The sequence below is a fragment of the Methylobacterium sp. 092160098-2 genome (genome assembly GCF_028920805.1).
GTDB lineage: Bacteria > Pseudomonadota > Alphaproteobacteria > Rhizobiales > Beijerinckiaceae > Methylobacterium > Methylobacterium fujisawaense.
Genome location: NZ_JAQPZJ010000001.1, coordinates 1326027 through 1349238, shown reverse-complemented (window position 1 = coordinate 1349238; position 23212 = coordinate 1326027). Strand labels below are relative to the sequence as shown.

Here is a 23212-nt window from a genome sequence, read left to right as displayed (position 1 = left end):
GCCCTTCGCGTTCCGGGTTGCCCGACCCGGGATATCCCGGCCATAAGCCCCGCAGCGGTCCCGCGCGTATGAGGACCGGCTAGCGGAGAGGACACGCATGGCATCGCTCTATTCCGACGCGCACCGGGCGCTGCAGGAGGAGTTCGGCACCACCAAGCTCGCGGTGCGCCTCGACGAGGACTGGGTCCACGAGAGCATCCAGCCGGACGAGGCCGCCTTCATCGGCTCCCGCGACATGTTCTTCCTCTCGACCGTCGACCCGGACGGCATGCCGACCGTCTCCTACAAGGGCGGCCCCACGGGCTTCGTGAAGGTGCTCGACGCCAACACGCTGGTGTTCCCGGGCTTCGACGGCAACGGCATGTTCTACTCGATGGGCAACATCGCGGGGCAGGCCAAGGTTGGCTTGCTGTTCATCGATTTCGAGACGCCCCACCGCATCCGCGTGCAGGGCCACGCCACGCTGCTGCGCGACGACGCCCTGATGGCCGAGTACACCGAGGCCAAATACCTGGTGAAGGTCGCGGTGACGAAGATCTGGATCAACTGCCCGCGCTACATCCACAAGTACCAGAAGCTCGAGCAGAACAAGTACGTGCCGCGGCCCGGCCGCGAGACGCCGCTCGCCGCCTGGAAGCGTCTGGACCTCGCGGGCGACGTGATCAGCGACGAAGACAAGGCGCGGGTCGCCCGGGAGGGCAAGCTGGAGGTCTCGGAGTACGAGGCGCTGGTCGCCCGCGGCGAGGCCTGACGACCCTTTGCCGGCCGCCCCGCGAAATGGGGCGGCCGGCGGGCGCTCGATATGCCGGGAATTCAATCTTCGGCGCACAAGTTGATACCAAGTAGATATCCGCGGCGCTTCATATTGATGTAGCAATATAATTGCGACTGATCGCGGCCGAGTTCAAAATTTCTTGACGATGTGCGGGGGTGGCCGCTAGATTTCCTGCAAATCTGGTCGGTCACATCCTTGCGCGGATCGTAGAGAACATGCTTTCGCTGCCCCTGCGTGTCGCCGTTATCTGTAGCGTCCTGATCGCTGCGGTTTTCGCAGGAGGGATGACTTTTCTTGCCCGTCGAATCAACGCTTCCTTCGAGGAGCAGGCGGCCAAGATGCAGTCGGAGACTCTGTCGAACGAGGCGCGCGAGGTCCGGTTTCGCCTCGCGGTCGCGGCCAAGACCGCCGAGAGCATCGCGGTCTCCGCCTCGGCCCTGCGCGCCCGCGGCATTCAGGACCGTGAGGTCTACGATGCGATGCTGCGCGAGCTTCTGCGCGCCAACCCCAGCCTGATCGCGACCTGGACGGGCTGGGAGCCGGATGCCCTGGACGGGCGCGACCGCACGTTCGCCGGCACGGCCTCCTCGGACGCGAGCGGCCGCTTCATGCCCTACTGGAATCGCGGCAGCGGCACGATCAAGCGGGAGGTTCTCACCGGCTACGAGGCCGAGCCGGACGGCGCCTATTATCTTCAGCCGAAGAAGCTGAACCGCTTGGTGGCCATCGAACCCTACATCTACAAGGTGGCCGGGAAGGACGTCGTCATGATGTCGTTCGGCGCGCCGATCAGCGTGGACGGCACGTATCGCGGCACCGCCGGGGTCGACATCGACCTCGGATCCCTGAATGCCGCCTTCGGCGCGGTGAAGCCGTTCGGGACCGGCTACCTGGCCGTGGTCTCGGCGAGCGGAACGACCGTCGCGCATCCGACCGGCGCGGCGGCCGGGAAGCCGATGCACGGCTTCGACGCGTCGGCAGCCGACGCGGCCAGGCAGGCGATCGCGGCAGGCGCCGTGGTGGTGACCGATGCGCCGGGCCCGGATGGGGCGCCGTGGCGGTACATGGCGCAGCATATCCAGGCGGGCGAGACGCCCGACCGCTGGGCCATCGTGGTCGCGGTGCCGGTGGCGACGCTCACGGCTGCCGCCGATCAGGCGCGCGCCAGGCTCATCGGCATCTCGGTCCTCTGCGTGCTGATCGGCTGCGCGGTCGTCTTCGGCGCGCTGCACCGCCTCGTCGGAAAGCCGGTCCGCGCCCTCGGCAGGACCATCGGCGACATGGCCGCGGGCGATTACGGGGCGGACGTGCCCGAGGCTCGGCGCCGCGACGAGGTCGGGCTGGTCGGGCGGGCCGTCCTGAAGCTGCGCGACGGCCTCCGGGCGCAGGCGGAGGCCGACACGCAGGCGCGGGCTTCTGCCCAGGCCGCCGCCGACCGGGACCGCAAGCGGGTGACGGCGGATCTGGCGAACACCTTCGAGCAGGCGGTCGGCGGCATCGTCGAGACGGTCACGAACGCGGCCACCGAGCTGCAGGCCACGGCCCGGGCGCTGGCCGCCACGGCGTCGGAGACCGTCGGCCAGTCGACCACCGTCGCGGCCGGGGCCGAGGAGGCGGCCGCCAACGTCCGGGCCGCGGCCTCGGCGGCCGAGGAGCTCGGCAGCTCCGTGCAGGAGATCGGGCGTCAGGTCCAGGGCTCCGCGCAGCTCGCGCGGGCCGCGGCCGACGAGGCCGGGCGGACGGTGCGTCTGGTCGAGGACCTGAGTGCGGCCGTGATGAAGATCGGGGACGTGGTGGCGCTGATCAGCGGCATCGCGGGCCAGACCAACCTGCTGGCCCTCAACGCCACCATCGAGGCGGCCCGTGCCGGCGAGGCCGGACGGGGCTTCGCGGTCGTGGCCGCCGAGGTGAAGGCGCTGGCCGAACAGACCGCGCGGGCCACCGAGGAGATCGCAGGCCAGATCGCCCGCGTGCAGGCCTCGACCGCGCAGGCGGCCTCGGCGATCGGCAGCATCACGACGCGCGTCGACGAGATCAGCGGCGTGGCCACGACGATCGCGGCCGCGGTCGAGCAGCAGGGTACGGCGACCCAGGAGATCGTCCGCAACGTGACCCAGGCCGCCGCCGGCACGGGCGAGGTGACGACGAACATCGCCCGCGTGGCCGAAGCGGCCGACATGACCGGCTCGGCCGCGGGCCAGGTGCTGGACTCGTCCGCGAACCTGTCGCAGCAATCCGAGCACCTCCGGACGGAGGTCAGCCGCTTCCTCGGAACGGTGCGCGCGGCCTGAGGACCACCGGGCCGGCCTGCGCGCTACGGGGCTTTTCGGGCGACGATGAACACCCGCGGGAAGGCCAGCAGGCGCTGCCCGTCGCTGCGCGGCGTGTAGGCGGCGTCGATCGCGCCGGTATAGGCCGCCAGGAAGCCGGCCTTCTCCCCGGGCTCCAGCGGGTCGAGGAAGGGCCGGAGCCCCGTGGCGCTCACCCAGTCCACGATGGCGGCGGCATCCGCCATCCGGTGGTGATAGGCGGTGCGCCAGACATCGACCTCGGCGGCCAGGGGCGCCAGCAGGTCGTAGTAGGCTGCGGGTTCGAGCATGCGGCCGAGGCGGCCGGCCACGGCCGGGTCGCCGATCGTTGCCGCCCAGGGGGCGGCCGCCGCGACTTCGCGCATCAGCCGGTGGGTGGGCTCGGCGAGGTTGTCGGGCATCTGCACGGCGAGCACCCCGCCCGGGGCGAGGAGACCGAACAGCCGCGGCAGCAGGGTCGCGTGGTCCGGCAGCCATTGCAGGACGGCGTTGGCGAAGATCAGGTCCGGGGCGCGCTCCGGGACCCAGGTCGCGGCATCGGCCTGCGCGAAGGTGAGGTCGGGCAGGCGGGCACGGGCGCTCTCCAGCATCGCCGGGGAACTGTCGAGGCCGAGCACCTCAGCATCGGGAAATCGCGCCGCGATCAGCGCGGTGGAATTGCCGGGCCCGCAGCCGAGATCGCAGGCGAGCCGTGGCGCGTCGAGGGGCACGCGGGCGAGGAGCTCGGCCGCCGGCCGCGTCCGCTCGTCCTCGAAGCGGGTGTAGAGGGCGGGGTTCCAATCGGCCATCTCAACCTTCCGTGCGACGCCTCAGCAGCCGAGCTGGTCGGCGAGGTCCGCCAGGTCCCGCGCCGCGTGGGTGACCGGCACCGTCGGCGCGGTCTCGCCGCCGGCCGGGCCGTGCTCGTGCGGGCGGGCGATGTGGGCGGTGGACAGACCGTGGCGCGCCGCCGCCGCGAGGTCGTTCGAGTGCGCCGCGACCATCATCGTTTCCGCCGGCGCGAACCCGAACGCCGCCACCGCGTCGCGGTAGAGCGCCGGCTTCGGCTTGTAGTCGCGGGAATAGCCGGCGCCGAGCACCGCGTCGAAGATCAGCCCGTTGCGGCGGGCGAGGTCGGCCAACAACCGGACAGGCCCGTTGGAGTTCGGTGCCAGGAGGTGCTTCTCCCGCAGCCGCCGCAGCGCGTCCGGCACCTCGGGCCAGGCGTCGAGCCGGTGCCACGCCTGGACCAGCTCCCGCTGCACGGTCTCGGGCACGCCCGCGATGCCGAACTGCGCCAGCACGTCGGGCAGGGACTCGGCCTGGAGCGTGTCGAGGTCGACATAGGGCCGGGCGCCGGAGCGCACCGTCTCCATCGACGGGTCGTAGCGGGCCCGCCATGCATCCGCGAAGGCGCCGGCATCGAGGCTCGGCGCGACGGGCGCCAGCAGCCGCGCCGCCTCGCGGGCGACGCCGGAGCGCCAGTCGACGAGCGTCCCGAAGACGTCGAAGACCAGCGCCCGGATTGTCACCGCACCGCCTGGAGGCTGGGGCCCCGCCGCACGAAGCCGACGATGTCCTTGACCGCGTCGAGGGTCTGCGCCGCGATCGTCTCCGCCCGGGCGGAGCCGTCGGCCAGCACGGCGTCGATATGGCCGGGATCGGCGGTGAGCCGCCGCATCTCCCCGGCGATCGGCGCGAGGCTCGTCACGGCGAGGTCGGCGAGCGCCGGCTTGAAGGTCGAGAACTGCGCCCCGCCGAAGTCGCGCAGCACGTCCTCGCGGCTGATGCCGGCCAGCGCCGCGTAGATCCCCACGAGGTTGTCGGCCTCGGGCCGCTCCTTCAGGCCCGCCACCTCGGAGGGGAGGGGCTCCGGATCGGTCTTCGCCCGGCGGATCTTCTGGGCGATGGCGTCCGCATCGTCCGTGAGATTGATCCGGGCGTTGTCGGACGGGTCCGACTTCGACATCTTCTTGGTGCCGTCGCGCAACGACATGACCCGGGCGGCCGGACCGCCGATCAGCGGTTCCGTGATCGGGAAGAACGCGTCGCCGTGGCCGTGCGCCGCGATCGAGCCTGCGAAGTCGGTGTTGAACTTCTGCGCGATGTCGCGTGTCAGCTCCAGATGCTGCTTCTGGTCCTCGCCCACGGGCACGTGGGTCGCCCGGTAGGCCAGGATGTCGGCGGCCATCAGCACCGGGTAGTCGTACAGGCCGATCGAGGCGTTCTCCCGGTCCTTGCCGGCCTTCTCCTTGAACTGGGTCATGCGGTTCAGCCAGCCGAGGCGGGCGACGCAGTTGAACACCCAGGCGAGCTCGGCGTGCTGGGGCACCTGGCTCTGGTTGAACACGATCGAGCGCTTCGGATCGATGCCGGCGGCGAGGAAGGCGGCCGTGACCTCGCGGATCTGGCCGCGCAAGGCCTCCGGATCCTGCCAGACGGTGATCGCGTGCAGGTCGACCACGCAGTACAGGCACTGCGCGTCGCGGTCCTGCATCTCCACGAAGCGCTTCACCGCTCCGAGATAGTTGCCGAGATGCAGGTTGCCGGTGGGCTGGACGCCCGAGAAGACCAATTCGGTGAACGCGGCCATCGGCGCCGATCCTGAGCAAAGATAGACCGGGGCTCCGCGCCGTCCGGGCGCGGGGTTACTCGCACCCGTAGGCCGGAATGGTCAAGGACGCGCTCACGGCTCCCGCACGGGGCGCTTCGCGCTGGGGCAGAGGTCGGTCAGGACGCAGCGCCCGCAGGCGGGCCGGTGATGGTGGCAGACCTGCTGGCCGTGCAGCATCAGGATCTCGTGATTGTCGTAGAGATCCTGCGCGCTCCACGCCGCGGGCAATTGCCCCCGCAGGATCGCGTGCGCCGGGCCGACATCGACCCGCGGGCCGATCAGCCCGAGGCGCTGGGCGACCCGGTGATGGTGGCTGTCCACCGGCAGCGCCGGCATCCGCAGGGTGGAGAACGACAGGACCGCCGCACTGGTCTTCGGCCCGATCCCGGGGATGGCCTGCAGCCACGCCCGCGCCGCCTCGACCTCCATGTCGGCCAGGAAGGCGAGGTCGAGGGTTCCGCACCGGTCGCGCAGGGCCCGGATCACGTCGCGGATGCGCGGCGCTTTCAGCTCCGGCCATGTCACCCCCGCGATGGCGGCCTCGATCTCCGGCACGTCCGCGTCGATCACCGCCTCCCAGTCCGGGAAGCGTGCCCGCAGGGCCTTGAAGGCCCGGCCGGATTCGGCGTTGCGCGTCCGGTGCGACAGGAGCGAGGAGACGAGTTCGCTGACCGGATCCAGGCTGTGGAAGTACGGGATCGGGCAGCCGTAGACCGGGCAGAGGCGCGCGTGGATCGCCAGCGCCTTCTCGGCGAGGGCGGGATCCATGGCGTTGGGGGCCGCCTTGCGGCGCGGAGGCGGGACGGTCCCGGTTCTGAGGGCGGTGGCGGGCATGTCGGGCGAATCCGCGAGCCGACGCCCCTGTTCCTGCCGGGGCGGGGCAGCGGCGATCTGTCCGATCTCCGCGCATGCGCGTCAGGATCGGGCGATCGGGTGCCGCACACTCCTCCCTTCCCCGCAGAGGGGCGAGAGGCGGCGGTTGCGGCCGGTTCTCCGGCGCAGGATCGGTCCGCGACGCCGGACGATCTGCCGGGCCCTACTTCACCAGCGCGTAGATGTTCACGTCGAGGTTGTCGTCGGTACCGTCCTTGAGGTCGGTGGCGTATTCCTCGACGAACCGGTCCTGCACCACGATGTCCTTGGCATCGAGATAGGCGGTCAGGGTCTCGTAGGTGCTGTCGATCGACTCGTAGGAACCCTTGTGGGCGAAGCGCAACGCCTTGCCGGAGGGCGTCGTGCCGAAGCGCAGCCCGTCGGTCTCCGCCGGCGCCGGGTTCGGCGCGGCCGCCACCGGGATCATCGCCTCGAACTCGAAGCCGTCATCGTCGGTTCGGGTGAAGACCGCCAGCGGCCGGCCGGCCGGCGCGACGCCCAGCTTGGCGAGGTCGGCCTCGATCCGCGCGAAGGCCTGCTTCAGGTTCGGCACGGCCTCCTCCCATTTGGTCTTACCCGACAGGATCGCGGCGGGCTTCGACGGCAGGGTGACCTCGTCGACGTCGCCGGGCTCGCCGGCCTTCTCGATGAGCGTCGGACGCGCAGGCGTTCCCACCGCGGACTGGCCCGCGGGCGGGGGCGCCACCGATTGCTGGGGGGCCGGGGCCGCGCTCTTGTCCGGATCGGCCACCGGGTTCGGCGCCGTCGTCGTCGGCAGCGGGTTCGTCTGGGCCGGCGCGGGTGCCGTGGAGGGCGGCGGCGCAGGCTGCTGCTGCGCGGCGATCGGGCCGCCGGACGCGAGCACGAGGGCGGCCGAGAGGGCGACGAGCGGACGAAGGCGGATCACGTGGGGCGCTCCGGTCGAGGCCCGCGGATGATCGCGCAGGCTCCCGCCGCGTAACCTAGTGGCGAACGTGACGGCCCGCGAGGGCACCGCGGACGAGAGCCGCGGGTGCGGCGCATCTGCCACGCTGCTGCACCCCTCGCGCCGGGCGGTCGCTTTTGCGATATAGCCGGCCCCTCCTCGACCTGCGGGACCGCATGAGCGCACTCGCCCACAGACGCTTCCTGAAGATGCACGGCGCCGGCAACGCGATCGTGGTGCTGGACCTGCGCGGCTCCACCGCGACGGTGCGGCCCGAGGAGGCGCGGGCGATCGCGCAGGATCCCGGCTCGGCCTTCGATCAGCTGATGGTGCTACACGATCCCGTGAGCCCGGGCACGGACGCGTTCCTGCGGATCTACAACACCGACGGTTCGGAATCGGGCGCCTGCGGAAACGGCACGCGCTGCGTCGCCTACGCGATGCTCGACGATCCGGCCATGGCCCGGCCGGCCGAGGGCGGGCGGCTCACCCTGGAGACCGAAGCGGGCGTGCTCGGCGTGCGCCGCGTCTCGGAGCGGGCCTTCACGGTCGATATGGGCCGGCCGCGTCTCGCCTGGGACGAGATTCCCCTGTCGGAGCCCTTCCCGGACACGCGCCGGATCGAGTTGCAGATCGGCCCGATCGACGATCCGATCCTGCACTCGCCGGGCGCGGTGAACATGGGCAACCCGCACGCGGTGTTCTTCGTGGAGCAGGATCCGGATTCCTTCGACCTCGCGCGGATCGGTCCGATGCTGGAGAACCACCCGCTGTTCCCGGAGCGCGCCAACATCTCCGTGGCTCAGGTGACGGGCCGCGAGACGATCAAGCTCCGCGTCTGGGAGCGCGGCGCCGGGCTGACGCTCGCCTGCGGCACCGCCGCCTGCGCCACCGTGGTGGCCGCCTCGCGCCTCAAGATGATCGGCCGGCAGGCCCAGGTCGCGCTGCCCGGCGGCGAGTTGTTCATCGAGTGGCGCGCCGACGACCATGTCCTGATGACCGGTCCGGTCGCGCTCGTCGCCGAGGGGACCCTGGCGCCGGAGCTGTTCGACAGCGCGGCCTGATGGCGGTCGAGACCCTCACCTTCGGCTGCCGCCTCAACACCGTCGAGTCCGAGGCTCTGCGGGCCCATGCGGCCGCGGACGGCCGCGACCGGGTGGTGGTCAACACCTGCGCGGTCACCGCCGAGGCCGGGCGGCAGGCCCGCAAGGCGATCCGGCGCATCGCCCGCGAACGGCCCGGCGCCGAGATCGTCGTCACAGGCTGCGGCGCCGAGGTGGAGACGGAGGCCTACGCGGCCATGCCGGAGGTCGCGCGCCTCGTCGGCAACGCCGAGAAGCTGCGGCCGGAGGGCTGGTCGGCGGCCGCGACCGGACCGGGGGCCGTCATGGCGGCGCGGATGGCCGAGCCGACGCGGATCGAGGCCATGGCCGGGCATACCCGCGCCTTCGTGCCCGTGCAGAACGGCTGCGACCACCGCTGCACCTTCTGCGTGATCCCGTTCGGACGCGGCGTCTCCCGCTCGGTGCCGGTGCCCGATGTGGTCGCGCAGGTCGAGACCCTCGTGGCCCGGGGCGGGCGGGAAGTGGTGCTGACCGGCGTGGATCTCACCGCCTATGGACGGGATCTCTCCGGGCCGTCCCTCGGCGGTCTGGTGCGGTCGATCCTCCGGGCGGTGCCCGATCTCCCGCGCCTGCGCCTCTCTTCCATCGATTCCGTGGAGGCCGACGACGCCCTGCTCGCGGCGATCGCCGAGGAGGAGCGGCTGATGCCGCACCTGCACCTGTCGCTGCAGGCCGGCGACGACCTGATCCTCAAGCGCATGAAGCGCCGGCACCTGCGCGCCGACGCGATCCGCTTCTGCGAGACCGTGCGGCGGCTGCGGCCCGACATGGTGTTCGGCGCCGACCTGATCGCGGGGTTTCCGACCGAGACGGAGGCGCAGTTCGCCCGCTCCCTCGACCTCGTGGCGGAATGCGGCCTGACGCACCTGCACGTCTTCCCGTATTCCCCGCGCCCCGGGACACCCGCCGCGCGGATGCCGCCGGTGGAGGCGGACGCGATCCGCGCGCGGGCGGCGCGGCTGCGCGCAGCCGGTGCCGACGCCTTGTGGCGGCACCTCGACGTACAGGTCGGGCGGCGGCTGACCGTGCTGGCGGAGCGCGGCGGCACCGGGCGGAGCGCGGATTTCACCGCCGTGCGCCTGTCAGACGCGCCTGCCCCCGGCACGTTCCACAGCGTCGCGATCGCGTCTCACGACGGGGCGCGGCTGATCGCGGCCTGAGCCGCGAGCGGCGCCACGGCCTCGGCGATGTGCGTCGGCGGCGGGGCCGTCACCGTGATGGCGTCGCGCTTCGGATAGAGCGGGATCGACAGGGTCCGCGCGTGCAGGTGCAGCGCGCTGCCGCGGGGCGCCCCGCCGTAGATCGCGTCGCCCAGGATCGGCCAGCCGGAGGCGGCGCAATGGACCCGGAGCTGGTGGGTGCGGCCGGTCACCGGCTTCAGCTCCAGCCATGTCCGCCCCCCGGCGCGGCCGAGCACCCGCCAGTGCGTCAGCGACGGGTCGCCCGCCGGGTCGGCCTTCATCCACCAGGAGCGCGGATCGTCCGAGCGGCGGGCCAGCGGCAGGTCGATGCGGCCGGCCTCCTCGGCGGGGCCGCCCTCCACGATCGCCCAGTAGGTCTTGTCGACGCCGCTGCCGGAGAACAGCTTGCCGAGCCGCGCCAGCGCCTTGGCGTGGCGGCCGAGCGCGAGGCAGCCGGAGGTGTCGCGGTCGAGCCGGTGCGCGGCCTCCGGGCGGCGTGGCAGGCCGAACCGCAGGGCGTCGAGGTGATCGGTGAGCGTCTCGCCGCCGCGGGGACCCGGATGGACCGGTAAACCCGCCGGCTTGTCGATGACGAGCAGCAGGGCATCGCGGTAGAGGAGGCGCGCGCCTATGTCGAAGGCGTTGGACATCCGGATCGGCTAGAGGGTCGGTGTCGGCGGGGCAAGGTGGGGCGAGGACGCGATTTCATGGCGAGCGAGGAGAAGCCCGGCTGGTTCGGACGCCTGTTCGGGCGCAAAGGCCAGCCCGCGCCCGAGGACAAGCCCGAGGACAAGCCGGAAGACAAGCCCGAGGCCGAGCTGCCCGCGGAGGCGGCCTCGCCCTCCGAGGGTGAGCCGGACTTCGCCACCGCCGCGGAGGACGTCGCGCATGTTCCGCTGCCGCCCGAGGAGACCGGGGAGCCGGTCCCGGACGTGGTCGAGGGCGCCGATCTGCTGCCCGTCGCGGGCGAGCCCGAGCGTCCGCCGGCCGGCACCGCCGGCGACGACCCCGCGCACGGGGCCGACCCGGTCGATACCGGTGACGTGAACCGGGAGCCGGTGGTCGCGCCGATGCCCGACATCCAGCCGGTCGACAGCGCCGCTGCCCTGGCCCACGACGCGGGTGCCGGGCCGGACCGCGAGCCGGAGGCTAAGGGCTGGTGGAGCCGGCTCACCTCGGGGATGAAGCGGACCTCGTCGGCGCTCTCTGAGCGCGTGACCGGCCTGTTCACCAAGCGCAAGCTCGACGCCACCACCCTGGAGGACCTGGAGGACGCGCTGATCCAGGCCGATTTCGGCCTCGAGACCGCGATGCGGGTCTCGGAGGCCGTCGGCAAGGGCCGCTACGAGAAGGGCATCTCGCCGGACGAGGTGCGGGCGATCCTCGCCGCGGAGGTCGAGCGGGCGCTGGAGCCCGTGGCGGTGCCGCTCGCCATCGACGCGAGCCGGAAGCCCTTCGTGATCCTCACCGTCGGCGTGAACGGCGCCGGCAAGACCACGACCCTCGGCAAGCTCGCATCGAAGCTGCGGGCGGAGGGGCGCACCGTGATGCTGGCGGCGGGCGACACGTTCCGGGCGGCGGCGATCGACCAGCTCAAGGTCTGGGGCGCGCGCACCGGCACGCCGGTGGTGAGCGGCGCGCAGGGGGCAGATGCCGCGGGCCTCGCCTTCGACGCCCTCAAGCAGGCCTCGGCCGCCGGGACCGACGTGCTGCTGATCGACACCGCCGGCCGGCTCCAGAACAAGACCGGCCTGATGGCGGAGCTTGAGAAGATCGTCCGCGTGCTGCGCAAGCAGGATCCGGAGGCGCCCCACGCCACGATCCTCGTCCTCGACGCCACGGTGGGCCAGAACGCCCTCAGCCAGGTGGAGCTGTTCTCGCAGGCCGCGCCAGTCTCGGGCCTGGTGATGACCAAGCTCGACGGCACCGCCCGGGGCGGCATCCTGGTGGCGCTGGCGGCGAAGTTCGGCCTGCCGGTCCACTTCATCGGCGTCGGCGAGGGCGTCGAGGACCTGGAGCCCTTCGCGGCCCGCGACTTCGCCCGGGCGATCGCCGGGCTGGAGAAGGATTAGGACGCGGGCGCCCGCCGATCTTTGGTGCGCGATGTCATGGACATCGCGCGCTCGGCGTACCACACACCCCGCAAATCCCGTTCGACGCTCCCGGCCCACCGTGAGCGGCGCAGCCGAGCCGACCGAGCGTATGCAGATCGAATCCGTCCCCCCGCACCGCCACCTGCCGCCGCTCGTGAAGCTGGCGCTGGAACTCGGCCCGCTGGTGCTGTTCTTCCTTGGCAACGCGTATTCCGAGAAGTTCGGCGTCGCCCCGGACCAGAAGCTGTTCGTGGCCACGGGCGTGTTCATCGCGGCGACCGTGGTGGCGCTGGCGATCCACTACGTCATGGTGCGCCGCCTGCCGATCATGCCGCTCGTGTCCGGCGTGGTGGTGGTGGTGTTCGGCGGCCTGACCCTGGCGCTGCAGGACAAGACCTTCATCATGGTCAAGCCGACCATCGTGAACGCCCTGTTCGGCACCGTTCTGCTCGGCGGCCTCCTGTTCGGGCGCTCGCTGCTCTCGGTGGTGCTCGATTCGATGTTCAGCCTCACCGAGGAGGGCTGGCGCAAGCTCACCTTCCGCTGGGGCGTGTTCTTCTTCGTGCTGGCGGCGCTCAACGAGCTGGTGTGGCGGACGCAGACGGAGGATTTCTGGGTGAACTTCAAGGTGTTCGGCATCATGCCGATCACCGTGCTGTTCGCCCTGGCGCAGACGCCGCTGCTGACCCGCTACGAGCGCAAGACCCCGCAGCCCGAAATCTAGGGTCTACTGCGCCGCCGCGACCTTGCCGGCGGCGCGGATTCGCGTGAGCACGCTCGCGAAATTCTCAGGCGTGAGGATGCCGACGAGCTTGTCGCGGATGATGCCGTCCGGCCCGATGATGAAGGTTTCGGGCACGCCGTAGACGCCGAAATCGATCGCCGCCCGCCCGCCGGCATCGGCCCCCACCGCGCTGAACGGGACCCCGTGCCGGGCCAGGAAGCGCTGGCCAGCCTCGGGGCTCGGCTCCTTGTAGTCGATGCCCACGAGCCGGATGCCGGGCTCCTTCGCCAGGCGCATCAGCATCGGGTGCTCCACCTGGCAGGGCGCGCACCAGGAGGCGAAGACGTTGAGCACCGTGATCTGGCCCTTCAGATCCGCGCTCGACAGGCCGGGCACGGGCGCGCCCCCGGCGGTCAGCCCCGGCACAGCGGGCAGATCGAACTGCGGCACCGGCTTGCCGATCATCGCGGAGGGCAGGGCCGCCGGATCGGCGCCGGAGCGCAGGCGCAGGAACAGCACGGCGGCGAGTGCCGCGAAGGCGAGGGCCGGCACGATCAGCAGCAGCGAGCGGCGGACCGGCGGCGGCCGCCCGGTCGCCTCGTCGAGGGGCGCGGTCATCGCCGATCCTCGCCGAAGCCCTTCAGGGCACGCAGCTGCGTCCGGCGATCGCGCAGGGCGTTGCCGACCAGGGCGACCATCACGAAGGCGGTGAAGGCGTAGGCGAGCAGGATGAAGCCGCCGTGAGACCCGAGATCCATTGCGGCCCCCTAGACCGGTTGGCCGACCGGCATCGCGGCCGGTGTCGGAGTGATGTGCGGCTGGGCGCGGTCGAGGCGCTCGGCCTCGCGGATCGTCAACGTCCGCACCCGGCGACGCATGATCTCGGTGCGCATCGTGTAGAGATGCAGGGTGGTCCCCCCCAGGGTCGCGGCGCCGATCATGACCAGCAGCGGGTAGAGCATCGAGGGATCGATGGTCGAGCCGCCCATGCGCAGGATCGAGGCCGGCTGGTGGAGGGTCGACCACCAGTTCACAGAGAACTTGATGATCGGCAGGTTCACGGCCCCGACCAGGGTCAGGATCGCCACCGCGCGCGCGGCACGGTTCGGATCCTCCAGCGTGCGCCACAGGGCGATGATGCCGCAATAGATCAGCAGCAGAATGAGCATGGAGGTCAGGCGGGCATCCCAGACCCAGTAGGTGCCCCACATGGGCTTGCCCCACAGGGAGCCGGTCACGAGGCAGATCAGCGTGAAGGCCGCCCCGATCGGCGCCGCCGCCCGCTGGGCGACGTCGGCCAGCGGGTGGCGCCAGACCAGGGTGCCGATCGCCGACACGCTCATGGCCCCGTAGAAGAACACGCCGAGCCACGCCGCCGGGACGTGGATGTACATGATCCGCACGGTCTCGCCCTGCTGGTAGTCGGGCGGCACCACGAAGAAGGTCTGGTACAGCCCCAGGGCCAGGACGGCGAGCGACAGGGCCGTGAGCCACGGCACCAGCGCGCCCGACCAGCGCATGAAATGGCTGGGATTCGACAGGCGGGTCCAGAGGGAAGGCGTCATCGCGGCAGCTGTCTCGGACATCGTGGAAGCGGTCTAGCCTAGGGTGCGGTGCAGCAACAATGCGGGACGGCGGCGCAGGCGGCGGGGTCGCCGGAATGTGGTCGCAGACGGTGCCAACGCTGACGGGGCGTCGGAGCCGACGCGCTCCTGGACGATCGCGTCGACACCCAACCGTCTTCTTGGGACATCCGCGACGCGCCCCCTCTCCCGTGCGGGAGAGGGGATCCGCGCTACGCCCACACGCGTCTAAGCCTCCCAGCGTTCGCCGGTCTGGAAAGTATCGCTATCTCGAGCTTCCTGTGACCGCGCCTGTTCGAGGCGTCCCGGGCCATGCCCCGGGCGCCACCGGCGCGCGGGGACGATGACGCAGGTCCGCAACCGCAGGTTTTGGCGTCCGAGCCTTGCGCATCGCGGGCAGATTGCGCATATAGACGTGAACAAAAAGAGAACGAAAGAGCGTCCCCGAGAAAAGCTGTGGACGACCCGCCTCCCTCCTGACGGAACGAGCGCCTCATGCGAACCGCCGACAAGCAGATCGCCGACATCCTCGTCCGCTACGGCGAGCCCTTCGGGGGCAATGTCTGGCGCGTTCAGGGGACCGCCGTCATCTACCACAAGACCCTGGAGCGCATCGCCGCCCAGGCCGGCATCGTGTTCGAGCCGCCGACCGTCATCCGGGCCGAACGCGACGAGGCCGTGATCCTGGTGACCGGCCGCCTGCCCGGCGCGAAGCCCGGGACCGAGCGGGTCGAGTGGTCGATGGGCGAGGCGCTGGTCAACGTGAACTACCGCGTCTCCGGCAAGCAGGCGGCCTACGTCTACGCCATGGCCGAGAAGCGCGGGAAGGACCGCGTCATCCTCAAGCTCATCGAGCTGCACGGTCTCGTCTACTCGGAGGAGGAGGCCGACGAGTTCCGCGCCCACCAGATCCCGGTCCGCGCCGTCGACGAGGATTTCGAGGAGGCGCCCGCCTTCGACGAGGTCACCGAGGCCGAGGGCGACCTCAAGCGCCGCATCGACGAGGCCGCGACGATCAACGCGGTCACCGACCTGATGCTGGACGGCGCCACCCAGGCCGTCTTGGCGACGATGCCGCCCGGCACCCGCGACGAGGTGCGCGACTACGCCAAGGCCCGCCTCGTGGCGCTCGGCTGGCCGCAGCGCGCCGGACGCCGCAGCGCCGCCTGATCCCGCTTCCACCCCACCGAAGGAGACCGCCATGCATCGCGCGACGAGCCGCCGCACCATGAAGGCCCGCCGGGATTCCCACCACGGCTGGAGCATCGAGACGCTGTCCTACAGCCCGACGCGGATCGTGCGCCTCGGCGCCGAGAAGGTCGCGATCCTCTTCCCCCCGGTCGAGCCCGGCGCGGCCTGGCAGCTCTACCCGCATCCCGACACGTTCCCGGGCCTCAACTTCGAGGGCCTGCCCGAGCCGCTGCGTCCGGAATTCCTCGCCTTCCCGGATCTTCCGGAGGTCGAGCGGTTCCTCGGCATCCGTGATGCCGAGCCCGCCGCGCTGGCGGCGTAAGCTGACGGCTCAGAGCGATGGCCAGGGCGCGCCGCGATGGAGCGCCTCGGCCTCGGCCGTGAAGGTGCCGTCGGAACCGTGCAGCACGAGGGGCGGGCGCAGGCTCGCGGCGGCGCGGCTGCCGCGGACCGCGGCGATCAGCACACGGATCGCGGGCGCGTCGCCGCGGGGATGGACCGGGCGGATCGCCAGCCCGCCGTAGCGGCCCTTGAGGGCGTCGAGGCAGGCCGGAAGGGCGTCCGCCCGGTGGATCAGGCCGAGGCGGCCGCCGGGCCGCAGGATCGCCGTGCAGGTCCGGATCCAGGTCTCGAGATCCCCGCCCGCGAAGGTGTGGGCGGCGGCGCGGCCCGGATGCGGCGAGGCGCGGTGGCTGCCGGGTGCGAAGAACGGCGGGTTGGTGAGCACGACGTCGAAACTGTCCGGCACCAGGCCGGCGGCGCGGCGTTCCGCCGCGGGTGCCAGGACGTCGGCCATCAGAACCTGCGCGTCGATGCCGTTGAGGGCCGCGTTGGCGCGGGCCTGCCCGGCGAGCACCGGGTCGCGCTCGACCAGCGTCGGCCGGAGGCCCGGCGCCAGGGCCGCGCAGGCGAGACCGACGGCACCGGTCCCGGCGCCGACATCGCAGATCCGCTCCCCGGCCTGCGGCGCGAGCAGCCGGGCGAGCAGCACCGCGTCGGTCCCGGCGCGATGCGCCCCCCGCGGCGGCTGGTGCAGGCGCAGGAGGCCGCCGAGGAAGGAATCGGCGCCGGTGTCGGCCTCTTCTGTCACGGCTGGCGCAGCTCGTGGGCGATGCCGGCATCCGTGAGCAGGCGGCGGGCCTGGGCCTCGTGGTCGCGCGGGACGAGAAGGCGCTGGCCGAAGACCCCGATCGATCCCTCCATCAGGCTCATGTGGCTGTCGGCGACGAGGACCGGGATCTCGGCCGCCTCGAGGACCGATCGGGCGAACCCGATCAGCACGACATCGTTGGCCCGGATCAGCTCGATCATCGCGTGTTCGCTCCGAAGCGGGCTCGGATCGGCGGTTTCGTCGCGTGAGCCCCGCGCTGGCGGCACCCCATATCCGGACGGCGACGATGTTGCGGCGCCGCGGGGCGCGTGCGAAGGGATCGCCCGCCCCCTGAGGGGCGACCGGTCTGGAGGTCACGGATCTTGGGTATGGCCCTCTCCATCGAGAATCCGAAGCCCGAGGCGGAGGCGGGGCTCAACGACCTCGTCGCGCTGGTGGCCGACGGCATGGCGCGGGTCAACACCACGATCCTGTCGCGGACGGGATCGGACGTGGCGATGATCCCCGAGGTCGCCAACCACCTGATCGCCTCCGGCGGCAAGCGCCTGCGCCCGATCCTGACGCTCGCCTGCGCCCAGCTCTGCGGCTACGCGGGCGCGACCGACGGCGACGTGAAGCTCGCCGCCAGCGTCGAGTTCATGCACACCGCGACGCTCCTCCACGACGACGTGGTCGACGAGAGCGACATGCGCCGCGGCCGCGTCGCCGCCCGGATCAAGTGGGGCAACGAGGCCTCCGTGCTGGTCGGCGACTTCCTGCTCGGCCAGGCCTTCCGGATGATGGTGGAGGTCGGCTCCCTGCGGTCGCTCGACATCCTCTCGGCCGCCGCCACGGTGATCGCCGAGGGCGAGGTGATGCAGCTCACCAACGCCAAGAACCTGGAGACCGACGAGGCCGCCTACCTCGCGGTGATCCGCGGCAAGACCGCCGAGCTGTTCGCCGCCGCCTGCGAGGTCGGCCCGGTGCTCGCCGGACGGCCCGAGGCCGAGCAGGCGGCCGCCCGGTCCTACGGGATGAATCTCGGCATCGCCTTCCAGCTGATCGACGACGTGCTCGATTACGGGGGCACCTCGGCGGAGCTCGGCAAGAACGTCGGCGACGATTTCCGCGAGGGCAAGATCACCCTGCCGATCGTGCTCGCCTACCGCCGCGCCAGCGAGGGCGAGCGCGGCTTCTGGCGCCGCACCCTGCAGCAGGGCGAGATCGGCGCCGACGATCTGGAAACGGCCCTCGACCTCCTGCAGCGCCACGGCGCCCTGGAGGAGACCGTCGCCCGCGCCCACCATTACGGCGCAGAGGCCCGGGCCGCCCTCGACATCTTCCCCGACGGGCCCGTCAAGGCGGCGCTCCTCGGGGCCGTCGAGTTCTGTGTGGCGCGGGCGCGCTGAGGCGGGGCCTCACGGCTCCCGCATCGACAGCCAGACCGCCCCACCATCGGATCGGCAGCGCGTCGCCCCGGGCTGATCGGACCGCGGCCCGCCGCGAAGGTATCCCTCGCGCTCCGTCCCCGCAGGCGGGTCGGTGATGCCGGTCCCCTGCGATTGAACGACCCATCGGCCGCCGGTCGCGTCAGCGCGTCGCGGGTCCGAGGGCGTCGGTGAGGGCGGGGGCGAGGTTGCGCAGCTCGTCCAGATGCGCGGCCGTCAAGCTTTGCAGGAGGCCCTCGGCACGGGGGGTGAGCGACAACGCGCTCCGCCGCCGGTCCTCCACGGCGCGTGTCTTGGTCAGCAGACCGGCCTCCACCATGCGGGACACCAGTTCGGCCGCGCTGTGCGGGGCGATCAGCAGCTGCTCGGCCAGAAGGCCGACCGTGGCGGGCGCGCGTCCGACATGGCCTGCCAGGGTCAGCAGGGCCTGATGCTGCTGCGGCGGCAGCCCCGCCCGGGCCGCCGCGGCCTCGCTGAACGCCAGGAAGCGGCGGAGCCGGAACCGGAAATCCGCGAGCGCCGCATATTGCTCCCGCGACAGCGCCTCCGTCCCGGACGCGTCGGTGTCCATGATCGCCTCCGTGATGGGGCCTGTGATCCGCCGACGATGCCCCGGATCGACAGGCTTGTGCAGCCTCGCCACGACCGTGCCGTTGTGGATTATATCGGATCACGACATAAATGCGGTCGTGAGGAAAGGAGGCCTGGATGATCGGCGGGACGGAAGGGGAGCGCGGGGGTGCCAGGCCGTTGCGCCGTGCGCTGCGGGATTTCAGTGCTGATCGGCGGGTCCTGACGCTGGCCGGCATGGCTGTCGTCACCGGCACGGCCGCGAGCGGCACCGCCTGGATCCTGCTCACGCTCATCGGCCTTGTGACCAATCTCGCGTGGTATGGCCGCTTCGATACCGCTCTGACCTCCCTGGCCGGCGCGACGCCGGGGCCCTGGATGGTGGCGATCCCGGTGATCGGGGCGCTGATCGTCGGCGCCATGGCGCGCTACGGCTCGGAGAAGATTCGCGGCCACGGGATCCCGGAGGCGATGGAGGCGATCCTGATCGGCGGGAGCCGGATGTCGCCCAAGGTGGCCGTGCTCAAGCCGCTCTCCTCGGCGGTGGCGATCGGCACCGGCGGCCCGTTCGGCGCCGAGGGGCCGATCATCGTGACGGGCGGCGCGGTCGGCTCGCTCTTCGCCCAGTTCTTCCATCTCAGCGCCGCCGAGCGGAAGACCCTGCTGGTGGCGGGCGCGGCGGCGGGCATGACCGCCATCTTCGGGACGCCCGTGGCGGCCGTGCTGCTCGCCGTCGAAGTCCTGCTGTTCGAGTGGCGGCCGCGGAGCCTCGTCCCGGTGACCGTCGGGGCGGTCACGGCGGCCTGCTGGCGGCCGGCCCTGTTCGGCGCCGGCCCGCTGTTTCCCTTCGCCGACAATCCGGCCCTGCCCTGGTGGGGGCTTCCCGCCTGCGCGCTGCTCGGCGTCGCCTGCGGCCTGATCTCCGGCGCGCTGACCCGGGCGCTCTACGCGCTGGAGGACGGGTTCGGGCGGCTTCCCCTCCACTGGATGTGGTGGCCCGCCCTCGGCGCCGTCGTGGTCGGCCTGGGCGGCCTCGCGGAGCCCCGGGCGCTCGGCGTCGGCTACGACGTGATCCACGACCTGCTCTCCGGCCACATGCTGGCGAGCGCCGTGGTGCTGATCCTGGGGGTGAAGGCGGTGATCTGGCTCGCCGCCCTGTCGTCGGGCACGTCCGGAGGCGTGCTCGCGCCGCTGCTGATCCTTGGCGGCGCCGTCGGCTGGCTGATCGGCCTGCTCCTGCCCGGCGCCCACGGCTTCTGGGCGCTGCTCGGCATGGCGGCGATGCTCGGCGGCACGCTGCCGGCGCCGCTCACGGGCGTCGTCTTCGCCGTCGAGGTGACCGGCGACGTCGCCGCCCTGGCGCCCCTGCTCGCCGCCACCATGGCGGCCTACGCGGTGACCGTGCTCCTCCTCAAGCGCTCGATCCTGACCGAGAAGATCGCCCGGCGCGGGCAGCACGTCACCCGGGAATACGGGATCGATCCCTACGATCTGGCCCGGGTCGAGGCGGTGATGACCCGCACCGTCGAGACCCTGGACGCGGACCTGCCCCTGGCCGAAGCCCTCGCCGCCATCGAGACCGGCCTCCACCACGCCTACCCGGTGGTCGACGGCGCGGGCCGGCCGGTGGGCCTCGTCTCCCGCAACGACGCCCTGCGCTGGACCCTCGAAGAGCGCGAGGGTGAGACGGAGGCGGGCACCCTCGGCGAGCGCGTCTCGGATGCCGATCTGGCCGTCGTCCATCCGGGCGACGTGGTCTCGCACGCCCTCGACGTGATGCTGTCGGCCGGGCAGGGCCGCCTGCCGGTCACCGATCCGCAGACCGGCAGCCTCGTCGGGCTCCTGACCCGCAAGGATCTGCTTCAGGTGCGCGCCACCGTGGTGCGGGCCGAAGCCGAGCGCCGCGCGTTCTACCGGAAGGGGCGGGGTGAGCGGCGCGCACGGATGGAGGCATGACCATGGAGCCGCGCCTTCCCGGCCGGACCACCCGCCTCGACCAGCTCGGGCCGGGCAGCTGCTACCTGATCGCCGGCCCGGACGGGCCTGATCTCGCCCTCGTCGTCCTGCGTGACGGACGGCGGGAGGCCCTGCTGCTGAACCGGCGTCACGAGGCCGACGGCCACCTGCGGATCGTCTCTGAGATCGCCCCCGACACCGACGTGTTGGCGCTGCGGGGCGCTTTCCTGGCGCCCAGCGGTGCCCTCGCGAACATCGCATTCGGCCACGCCGCCCTCGCTCCGGCTGCGCTCCATCTCGGTGACGGCCGCGCGTATCTGTGCGGCTGCGACAGGGACGGCCGGCTGGCCGCCTTCGATGTCGGGAGCGGCCGGGTCAGCGCGATGGATCCCGGCGACCTGCCGCGGGCAAGCCGCTGGCGCGTGATGGTGCCGGAGGGGAACGGGGTCGTGACGGTCTACGCGGCGGAGCCGGCCTGAACCCCTGCCGCGGGTTGGCTCAGCGCAGGAAGGTCGGTGCGACCCACCATGCAGGGTGGGCGGTGCGCAGGGCTGCGGCGGCCCGCACGGCCGCGCGACGGTCGGCGAACAGCGCGAACACGGTCGCACCCGAGCCCGACATCCGCGCGAGGCGGCAGCCCTGGCCGCGGAGGGCCTTGAGCGCGTCGCCGATCACCGGCGCCACGGTCAGAGCCGGCGCCTCCAGATCGTTGCGGGCCCCGGCCAGGGCTTCCAGCAGCGCGCCGGTCGCCATGTCTTGCGGGATCGTCGGATGCGGCGCGCCCGGGAGATCCTGGCCGGCGGCGAGGCCCAGCGCCTTGAAGACCGGTGCGGTGGGCACCGGGACGCCGGGATTGATCAGCACCGCCGGCAGCGGCGCGAGGCCGAGGGCCGGGCCGATCTCCTCCCCGGCACCGCGCATCATCCGGGCCCGCGGGACGAGGCAGACCGGCACGTCGGCGCCGGTCTCGCGCGCCACCGCGCCGACGGCCTCGTGGTCGAGGGACAGCCCGTTGAGGCGCGCCAGCAGCCGCAGGGCCGCGGCGGCGTCGGAGGAGCCGCCGCCGATCCCCGCCGCGACCGGCAGGCGCTTCACCAGATGGAAAGCGCCCACGCGCAGCCCCGGGACCCGCGCGGCGAGGCCCCGGGCGGCCCGGAGGACGAGGTTGTCGTCCGTGGGACCGGCCGGGCCGGCGGTGGGCCCGCTGACGGTCAGGCCCAGCGGGGCAGCGGGATCCAGCGTCAGGCGGTCGGCAGTCCCCGCGAAGGCGACGAGGCTCTCAAGCACGTGGTAGCCGTCGCCGACGCGGCGGCCGAGGACGTGGAGCGTCAGGTTGACCTTGGCGGGGGCGCGATCGGCGAGAAGGGTCACGGGGTCTCGGTCGGGTCGTAGCGGTTTGTCCCGAGGCTCTACAGCCTCGCGGACCAGAACAACAGCTCAGCGGGTGTCTCCGCCGAACGCCCCGTGCGGCCGATAGGGCAGGGCGTCGCCCACGCGGATCGCGGTCAGATCCTCGGCGAGTTCGACCAGCCCGTCGCTTCCCGCAAGGCCCGACAGAGCTCCGCCGGGCGCCGGCACGGCCTCAGGCAGACCGTCCGGGCCGGCGCGCAGGCAGACGCGCAGATATTCGCGCCGCCCGGGACGCTTCTCGCGGGCGAAGCCGCTGCGGACCGCCATCTCGGGCGCCGTGTCGTGTGCCCCGGAGAGATGCAGGACCAGGGGACGCAGCACCGCAAGGGCGGTCACGTAGGCAGCGGCCGGATTGCCCGGCAGGCCGATGAAGGGCGTGCCGGCCACGGTTCCGAGTGCCACCGGGCGACCGGGCTTGATCGCCAGCCGCCAGAAGGTCAGCGCGCCCGAAGCCTCGACCGCGGCGCGGACGTGATCCTCCTCGCCGACGGAGACGCCCCCCGATGTCAGGATCAGGTCGTGGGACGCGGCGGCGCCCGCGATGCGCGCCCGCAGAGGCCCCGGCTCGTCGCGCAGGATGCCGAGATCGACCGGGTTGGCGCCGAGCCGTTTCAGGAGCGCGGCGAGCATCGGCCGGTTGGCGTCGAAAATGCCGGCCGGCGACAGCGGCTGGCCGGGCGGCGTCAGCTCGTCACCGGTGGAGAACAACGCGACCGTCAGAGGCTTCCGCAGGGGCAGCGCGGGCAGGCCGCAGGCGGCGGCGAGCGCGACGTGCTGCGGCCCGAGGCGGGTCCCGGCGCGGATCACGATGCTGCCGCGGGCGACGTCCTCGCCGGCCCGCCGCCGGTTGGAGCCCGGCAGCAGGCCCTCGGGCAGGACAACGGTGCCGCCCTCGATCCGCACGTCCTCCTGCATGGCGACGGTGTCGGTCCCCGGAGGCATCGGCGCCCCGGTGAAGATCCGAACCACCGCGCCCGGATCCGGATCGGCGGCCGGATGGCCGGCCGGCACGCGTCCGCCGATGGGCAGGCGCGTTTCGCCCTCGACCGCGAGATCGCCGGCCCGCAGGGCGTAGCCGTCCACCGCGGCGTTGTCGAAGGGGGGCAGATCGAGCGGCGCGATCAGGTCCTCCGCGAGGACCCGGCCATCCGCACCCGCGAGCGGAACCGTCTCGATTCCGGACAGGACCGGAAGCCGCGCCCGGATCAGCGCCACCGCGTCGGCGACCCGCATCGGCGCGGGTGCGGCGTCGAAGCAGTCGGGGCTCAGGCGGCCCATGGCGCTGCGGGCTCAGACGGGGGCGGGCGGGTCGGCACAGGCGGCCTCGCGGGCTGGGACGAGTCGCCTTGCGGCATCGGCGCCGCGCG

25 protein-coding genes are annotated in these 23212 nt (G+C 72.4%); 11 read left to right on the top strand and 14 right to left on the bottom strand.

Translation table 11 applies throughout. The annotated features are described in order from the left end of the window. Positions 1 to 97 precede the first annotated feature (97 nt). Both PQI07_RS06270 and PQI07_RS06265 read left to right on the top strand, forming a co-directional pair. Positions 98 to 751 carry a pyridoxamine 5'-phosphate oxidase family protein gene (locus PQI07_RS06270; protein ID WP_043347120.1) on the top strand — a complete coding sequence of 218 codons (654 nt, stop codon included), beginning with the start codon at positions 98 to 100 and terminating at the stop codon, positions 749 to 751. A gap of 239 nt (positions 752 to 990) precedes the next feature. Continuing rightward, positions 991 to 3066 (top strand): methyl-accepting chemotaxis protein, encoded by a 2076-nt coding sequence (locus PQI07_RS06265; protein WP_274926271.1) that lies wholly within the window; start codon positions 991 to 993, stop codon positions 3064 to 3066. A 23-nt stretch (positions 3067 to 3089) separates the two neighbouring features. Here the strand turns inward: PQI07_RS06265 and tam are convergent, their stop codons facing one another. From tam to PQI07_RS06240, 5 genes are all read right to left on the bottom strand, one after another. Further along, positions 3090 to 3872, bottom strand: a complete 783-nt coding sequence (tam, locus tag PQI07_RS06260) for a trans-aconitate 2-methyltransferase (protein ID WP_053611100.1) — start codon at positions 3870 to 3872, stop codon at positions 3090 to 3092. Between the two features lie 21 nt (positions 3873 to 3893). Beyond that, positions 3894 to 4595, bottom strand: a complete 702-nt coding sequence (locus PQI07_RS06255; protein WP_274926270.1) for a haloacid dehalogenase type II — start codon at positions 4593 to 4595, stop codon at positions 3894 to 3896. Then, positions 4592 to 5656 (bottom strand): tryptophan--tRNA ligase, encoded by a 1065-nt coding sequence (gene trpS, locus PQI07_RS06250; protein ID WP_043760278.1) that lies wholly within the window; start codon positions 5654 to 5656, stop codon positions 4592 to 4594. The genes PQI07_RS06255 and trpS overlap by 4 nt, the downstream gene beginning before the upstream one ends. Positions 5657 to 5749: 93 nt before the next feature. After that, complete coding sequence (locus tag PQI07_RS06245; protein ID WP_078947349.1) at positions 5750 to 6511, bottom strand: endonuclease III domain-containing protein; 762 nt, start codon at positions 6509 to 6511, stop codon at positions 5750 to 5752. A 202-nt stretch (positions 6512 to 6713) separates the two neighbouring features. Beyond that, positions 6714 to 7457 (bottom strand): GyrI-like domain-containing protein, encoded by a 744-nt coding sequence (locus PQI07_RS06240; RefSeq protein WP_043382595.1) that lies wholly within the window; start codon positions 7455 to 7457, stop codon positions 6714 to 6716. A 194-nt stretch (positions 7458 to 7651) separates the two neighbouring features. On the opposite strand from PQI07_RS06240, the gene dapF reads away from it, so the two are divergent. Together dapF and mtaB are read left to right on the top strand one after the other, a co-directional pair. Then, positions 7652 to 8539 carry a diaminopimelate epimerase gene (gene dapF, locus PQI07_RS06235; RefSeq protein WP_043347151.1) on the top strand — a complete coding sequence of 296 codons (888 nt, stop codon included), beginning with the start codon at positions 7652 to 7654 and terminating at the stop codon, positions 8537 to 8539. Next, a complete protein-coding gene (mtaB, locus tag PQI07_RS06230; RefSeq protein ID WP_274926269.1) occupies positions 8539 to 9759 on the top strand; it encodes a tRNA (N(6)-L-threonylcarbamoyladenosine(37)-C(2))-methylthiotransferase MtaB in 1221 nt (406 codons plus the stop codon). The genes dapF and mtaB overlap by 1 nt, the downstream gene beginning before the upstream one ends. Here mtaB and PQI07_RS06225 read toward each other — a convergent pair. Next, a complete protein-coding gene (locus PQI07_RS06225) occupies positions 9729 to 10430 on the bottom strand; it encodes an RluA family pseudouridine synthase (protein ID WP_179697694.1) in 702 nt (233 codons plus the stop codon). The genes mtaB and PQI07_RS06225 overlap by 31 nt on opposite strands. A 57-nt stretch (positions 10431 to 10487) precedes the next feature. Between PQI07_RS06225 and ftsY the strand changes: the two genes are divergently transcribed. Beyond that, positions 10488 to 11852, top strand: coding sequence for a signal recognition particle-docking protein FtsY (gene ftsY, locus PQI07_RS06220; protein ID WP_043760283.1), 1365 nt, complete (start codon positions 10488 to 10490; stop codon positions 11850 to 11852). Positions 11853 to 11982: 130 nt separating this feature from the next. After that, the gene (locus PQI07_RS06215; protein WP_179697696.1) at positions 11983 to 12597 is read left to right on the top strand and encodes a septation protein A; all 615 of its coding nucleotides are present in this window, start codon (positions 11983 to 11985) and stop codon (positions 12595 to 12597) included. A 3-nt stretch (positions 12598 to 12600) separates the two neighbouring features. Here the strand turns inward: PQI07_RS06215 and PQI07_RS06210 are convergent, their stop codons facing one another. The 3 genes from PQI07_RS06210 to PQI07_RS06200 are packed head-to-tail and all read right to left on the bottom strand — an operon-like array spanning position 12601 to position 14162. Further along, entirely contained in the window at positions 12601 to 13215 is a 615-nt protein-coding gene (locus PQI07_RS06210; protein WP_053611104.1) for a DsbE family thiol:disulfide interchange protein, read from the bottom strand. After that, positions 13212 to 13355 carry a heme exporter protein CcmD gene (gene ccmD, locus PQI07_RS06205; RefSeq protein ID WP_043347163.1) on the bottom strand — a complete coding sequence of 48 codons (144 nt, stop codon included), beginning with the start codon at positions 13353 to 13355 and terminating at the stop codon, positions 13212 to 13214. The genes PQI07_RS06210 and ccmD overlap by 4 nt, the downstream gene beginning before the upstream one ends. Positions 13356 to 13364: 9 nt before the next feature. Continuing rightward, positions 13365 to 14162: a heme ABC transporter permease gene (locus tag PQI07_RS06200; protein WP_043382608.1), complete on the bottom strand. Its 798-nt coding sequence runs from the start codon at positions 14160 to 14162 to the stop codon at positions 13365 to 13367. 513 nt (positions 14163 to 14675) lie between these two features. Here PQI07_RS06200 and PQI07_RS06195 point away from each other — a divergent pair. Both PQI07_RS06195 and PQI07_RS06190 read left to right on the top strand, forming a co-directional pair. Then, a complete protein-coding gene (locus PQI07_RS06195) occupies positions 14676 to 15350 on the top strand; it encodes a trna delta -isopentenylpyrophosphate transferase (protein WP_274926268.1) in 675 nt (224 codons plus the stop codon). A gap of 31 nt (positions 15351 to 15381) precedes the next feature. Continuing rightward, positions 15382 to 15693 (top strand): hypothetical protein, encoded by a 312-nt coding sequence (locus tag PQI07_RS06190; RefSeq protein WP_020090705.1) that lies wholly within the window; start codon positions 15382 to 15384, stop codon positions 15691 to 15693. Between the two features lie 9 nt (positions 15694 to 15702). Here PQI07_RS06190 and PQI07_RS06185 read toward each other — a convergent pair whose 3' ends face one another. Next, positions 15703 to 16461 (bottom strand): tRNA1(Val) (adenine(37)-N6)-methyltransferase, encoded by a 759-nt coding sequence (locus tag PQI07_RS06185; protein ID WP_274926267.1) that lies wholly within the window; start codon positions 16459 to 16461, stop codon positions 15703 to 15705. Next, complete coding sequence (locus tag PQI07_RS06180; RefSeq protein WP_026604550.1) at positions 16458 to 16682, bottom strand: putative signal transducing protein; 225 nt, start codon at positions 16680 to 16682, stop codon at positions 16458 to 16460. The genes PQI07_RS06185 and PQI07_RS06180 overlap by 4 nt, the downstream gene beginning before the upstream one ends. Before the next feature lie 168 nt (positions 16683 to 16850). Here PQI07_RS06180 and PQI07_RS06175 point away from each other — a divergent pair, with 168 nt between their 5' ends. After that, positions 16851 to 17870 carry a polyprenyl synthetase family protein gene (locus PQI07_RS06175; RefSeq protein ID WP_274926266.1) on the top strand — a complete coding sequence of 340 codons (1020 nt, stop codon included), beginning with the start codon at positions 16851 to 16853 and terminating at the stop codon, positions 17868 to 17870. A gap of 181 nt (positions 17871 to 18051) precedes the next feature. Here PQI07_RS06175 and PQI07_RS06170 read toward each other — a convergent pair whose 3' ends face one another. Beyond that, a complete protein-coding gene (locus PQI07_RS06170) occupies positions 18052 to 18480 on the bottom strand; it encodes a MarR family winged helix-turn-helix transcriptional regulator (RefSeq protein ID WP_043347176.1) in 429 nt (142 codons plus the stop codon). Between the two features lie 137 nt (positions 18481 to 18617). Here PQI07_RS06170 and PQI07_RS06165 point away from each other — a divergent pair, with 137 nt between their 5' ends. After that, positions 18618 to 20435 (top strand): chloride channel protein, encoded by a 1818-nt coding sequence (locus PQI07_RS06165; protein ID WP_274926265.1) that lies wholly within the window; start codon positions 18618 to 18620, stop codon positions 20433 to 20435. Further along, positions 20432 to 20914: a hypothetical protein gene (locus PQI07_RS06160; protein WP_274926264.1), complete on the top strand. Its 483-nt coding sequence runs from the start codon at positions 20432 to 20434 to the stop codon at positions 20912 to 20914. Before PQI07_RS06165 ends, PQI07_RS06160 begins: the two co-directional genes overlap by 4 nt. 19 nt (positions 20915 to 20933) lie before the next feature. On the opposite strand, the gene PQI07_RS06155 is transcribed toward PQI07_RS06160, so the two are convergent. Beyond that, complete coding sequence (locus tag PQI07_RS06155) at positions 20934 to 21806, bottom strand: 4-(cytidine 5'-diphospho)-2-C-methyl-D-erythritol kinase (RefSeq protein ID WP_274926263.1); 873 nt, start codon at positions 21804 to 21806, stop codon at positions 20934 to 20936. Between the two features lie 66 nt (positions 21807 to 21872). Further along, positions 21873 to 23123 (bottom strand): molybdopterin molybdotransferase MoeA, encoded by a 1251-nt coding sequence (locus tag PQI07_RS06150; protein WP_043760294.1) that lies wholly within the window; start codon positions 23121 to 23123, stop codon positions 21873 to 21875. Positions 23124 to 23212 lie beyond the last annotated feature (89 nt).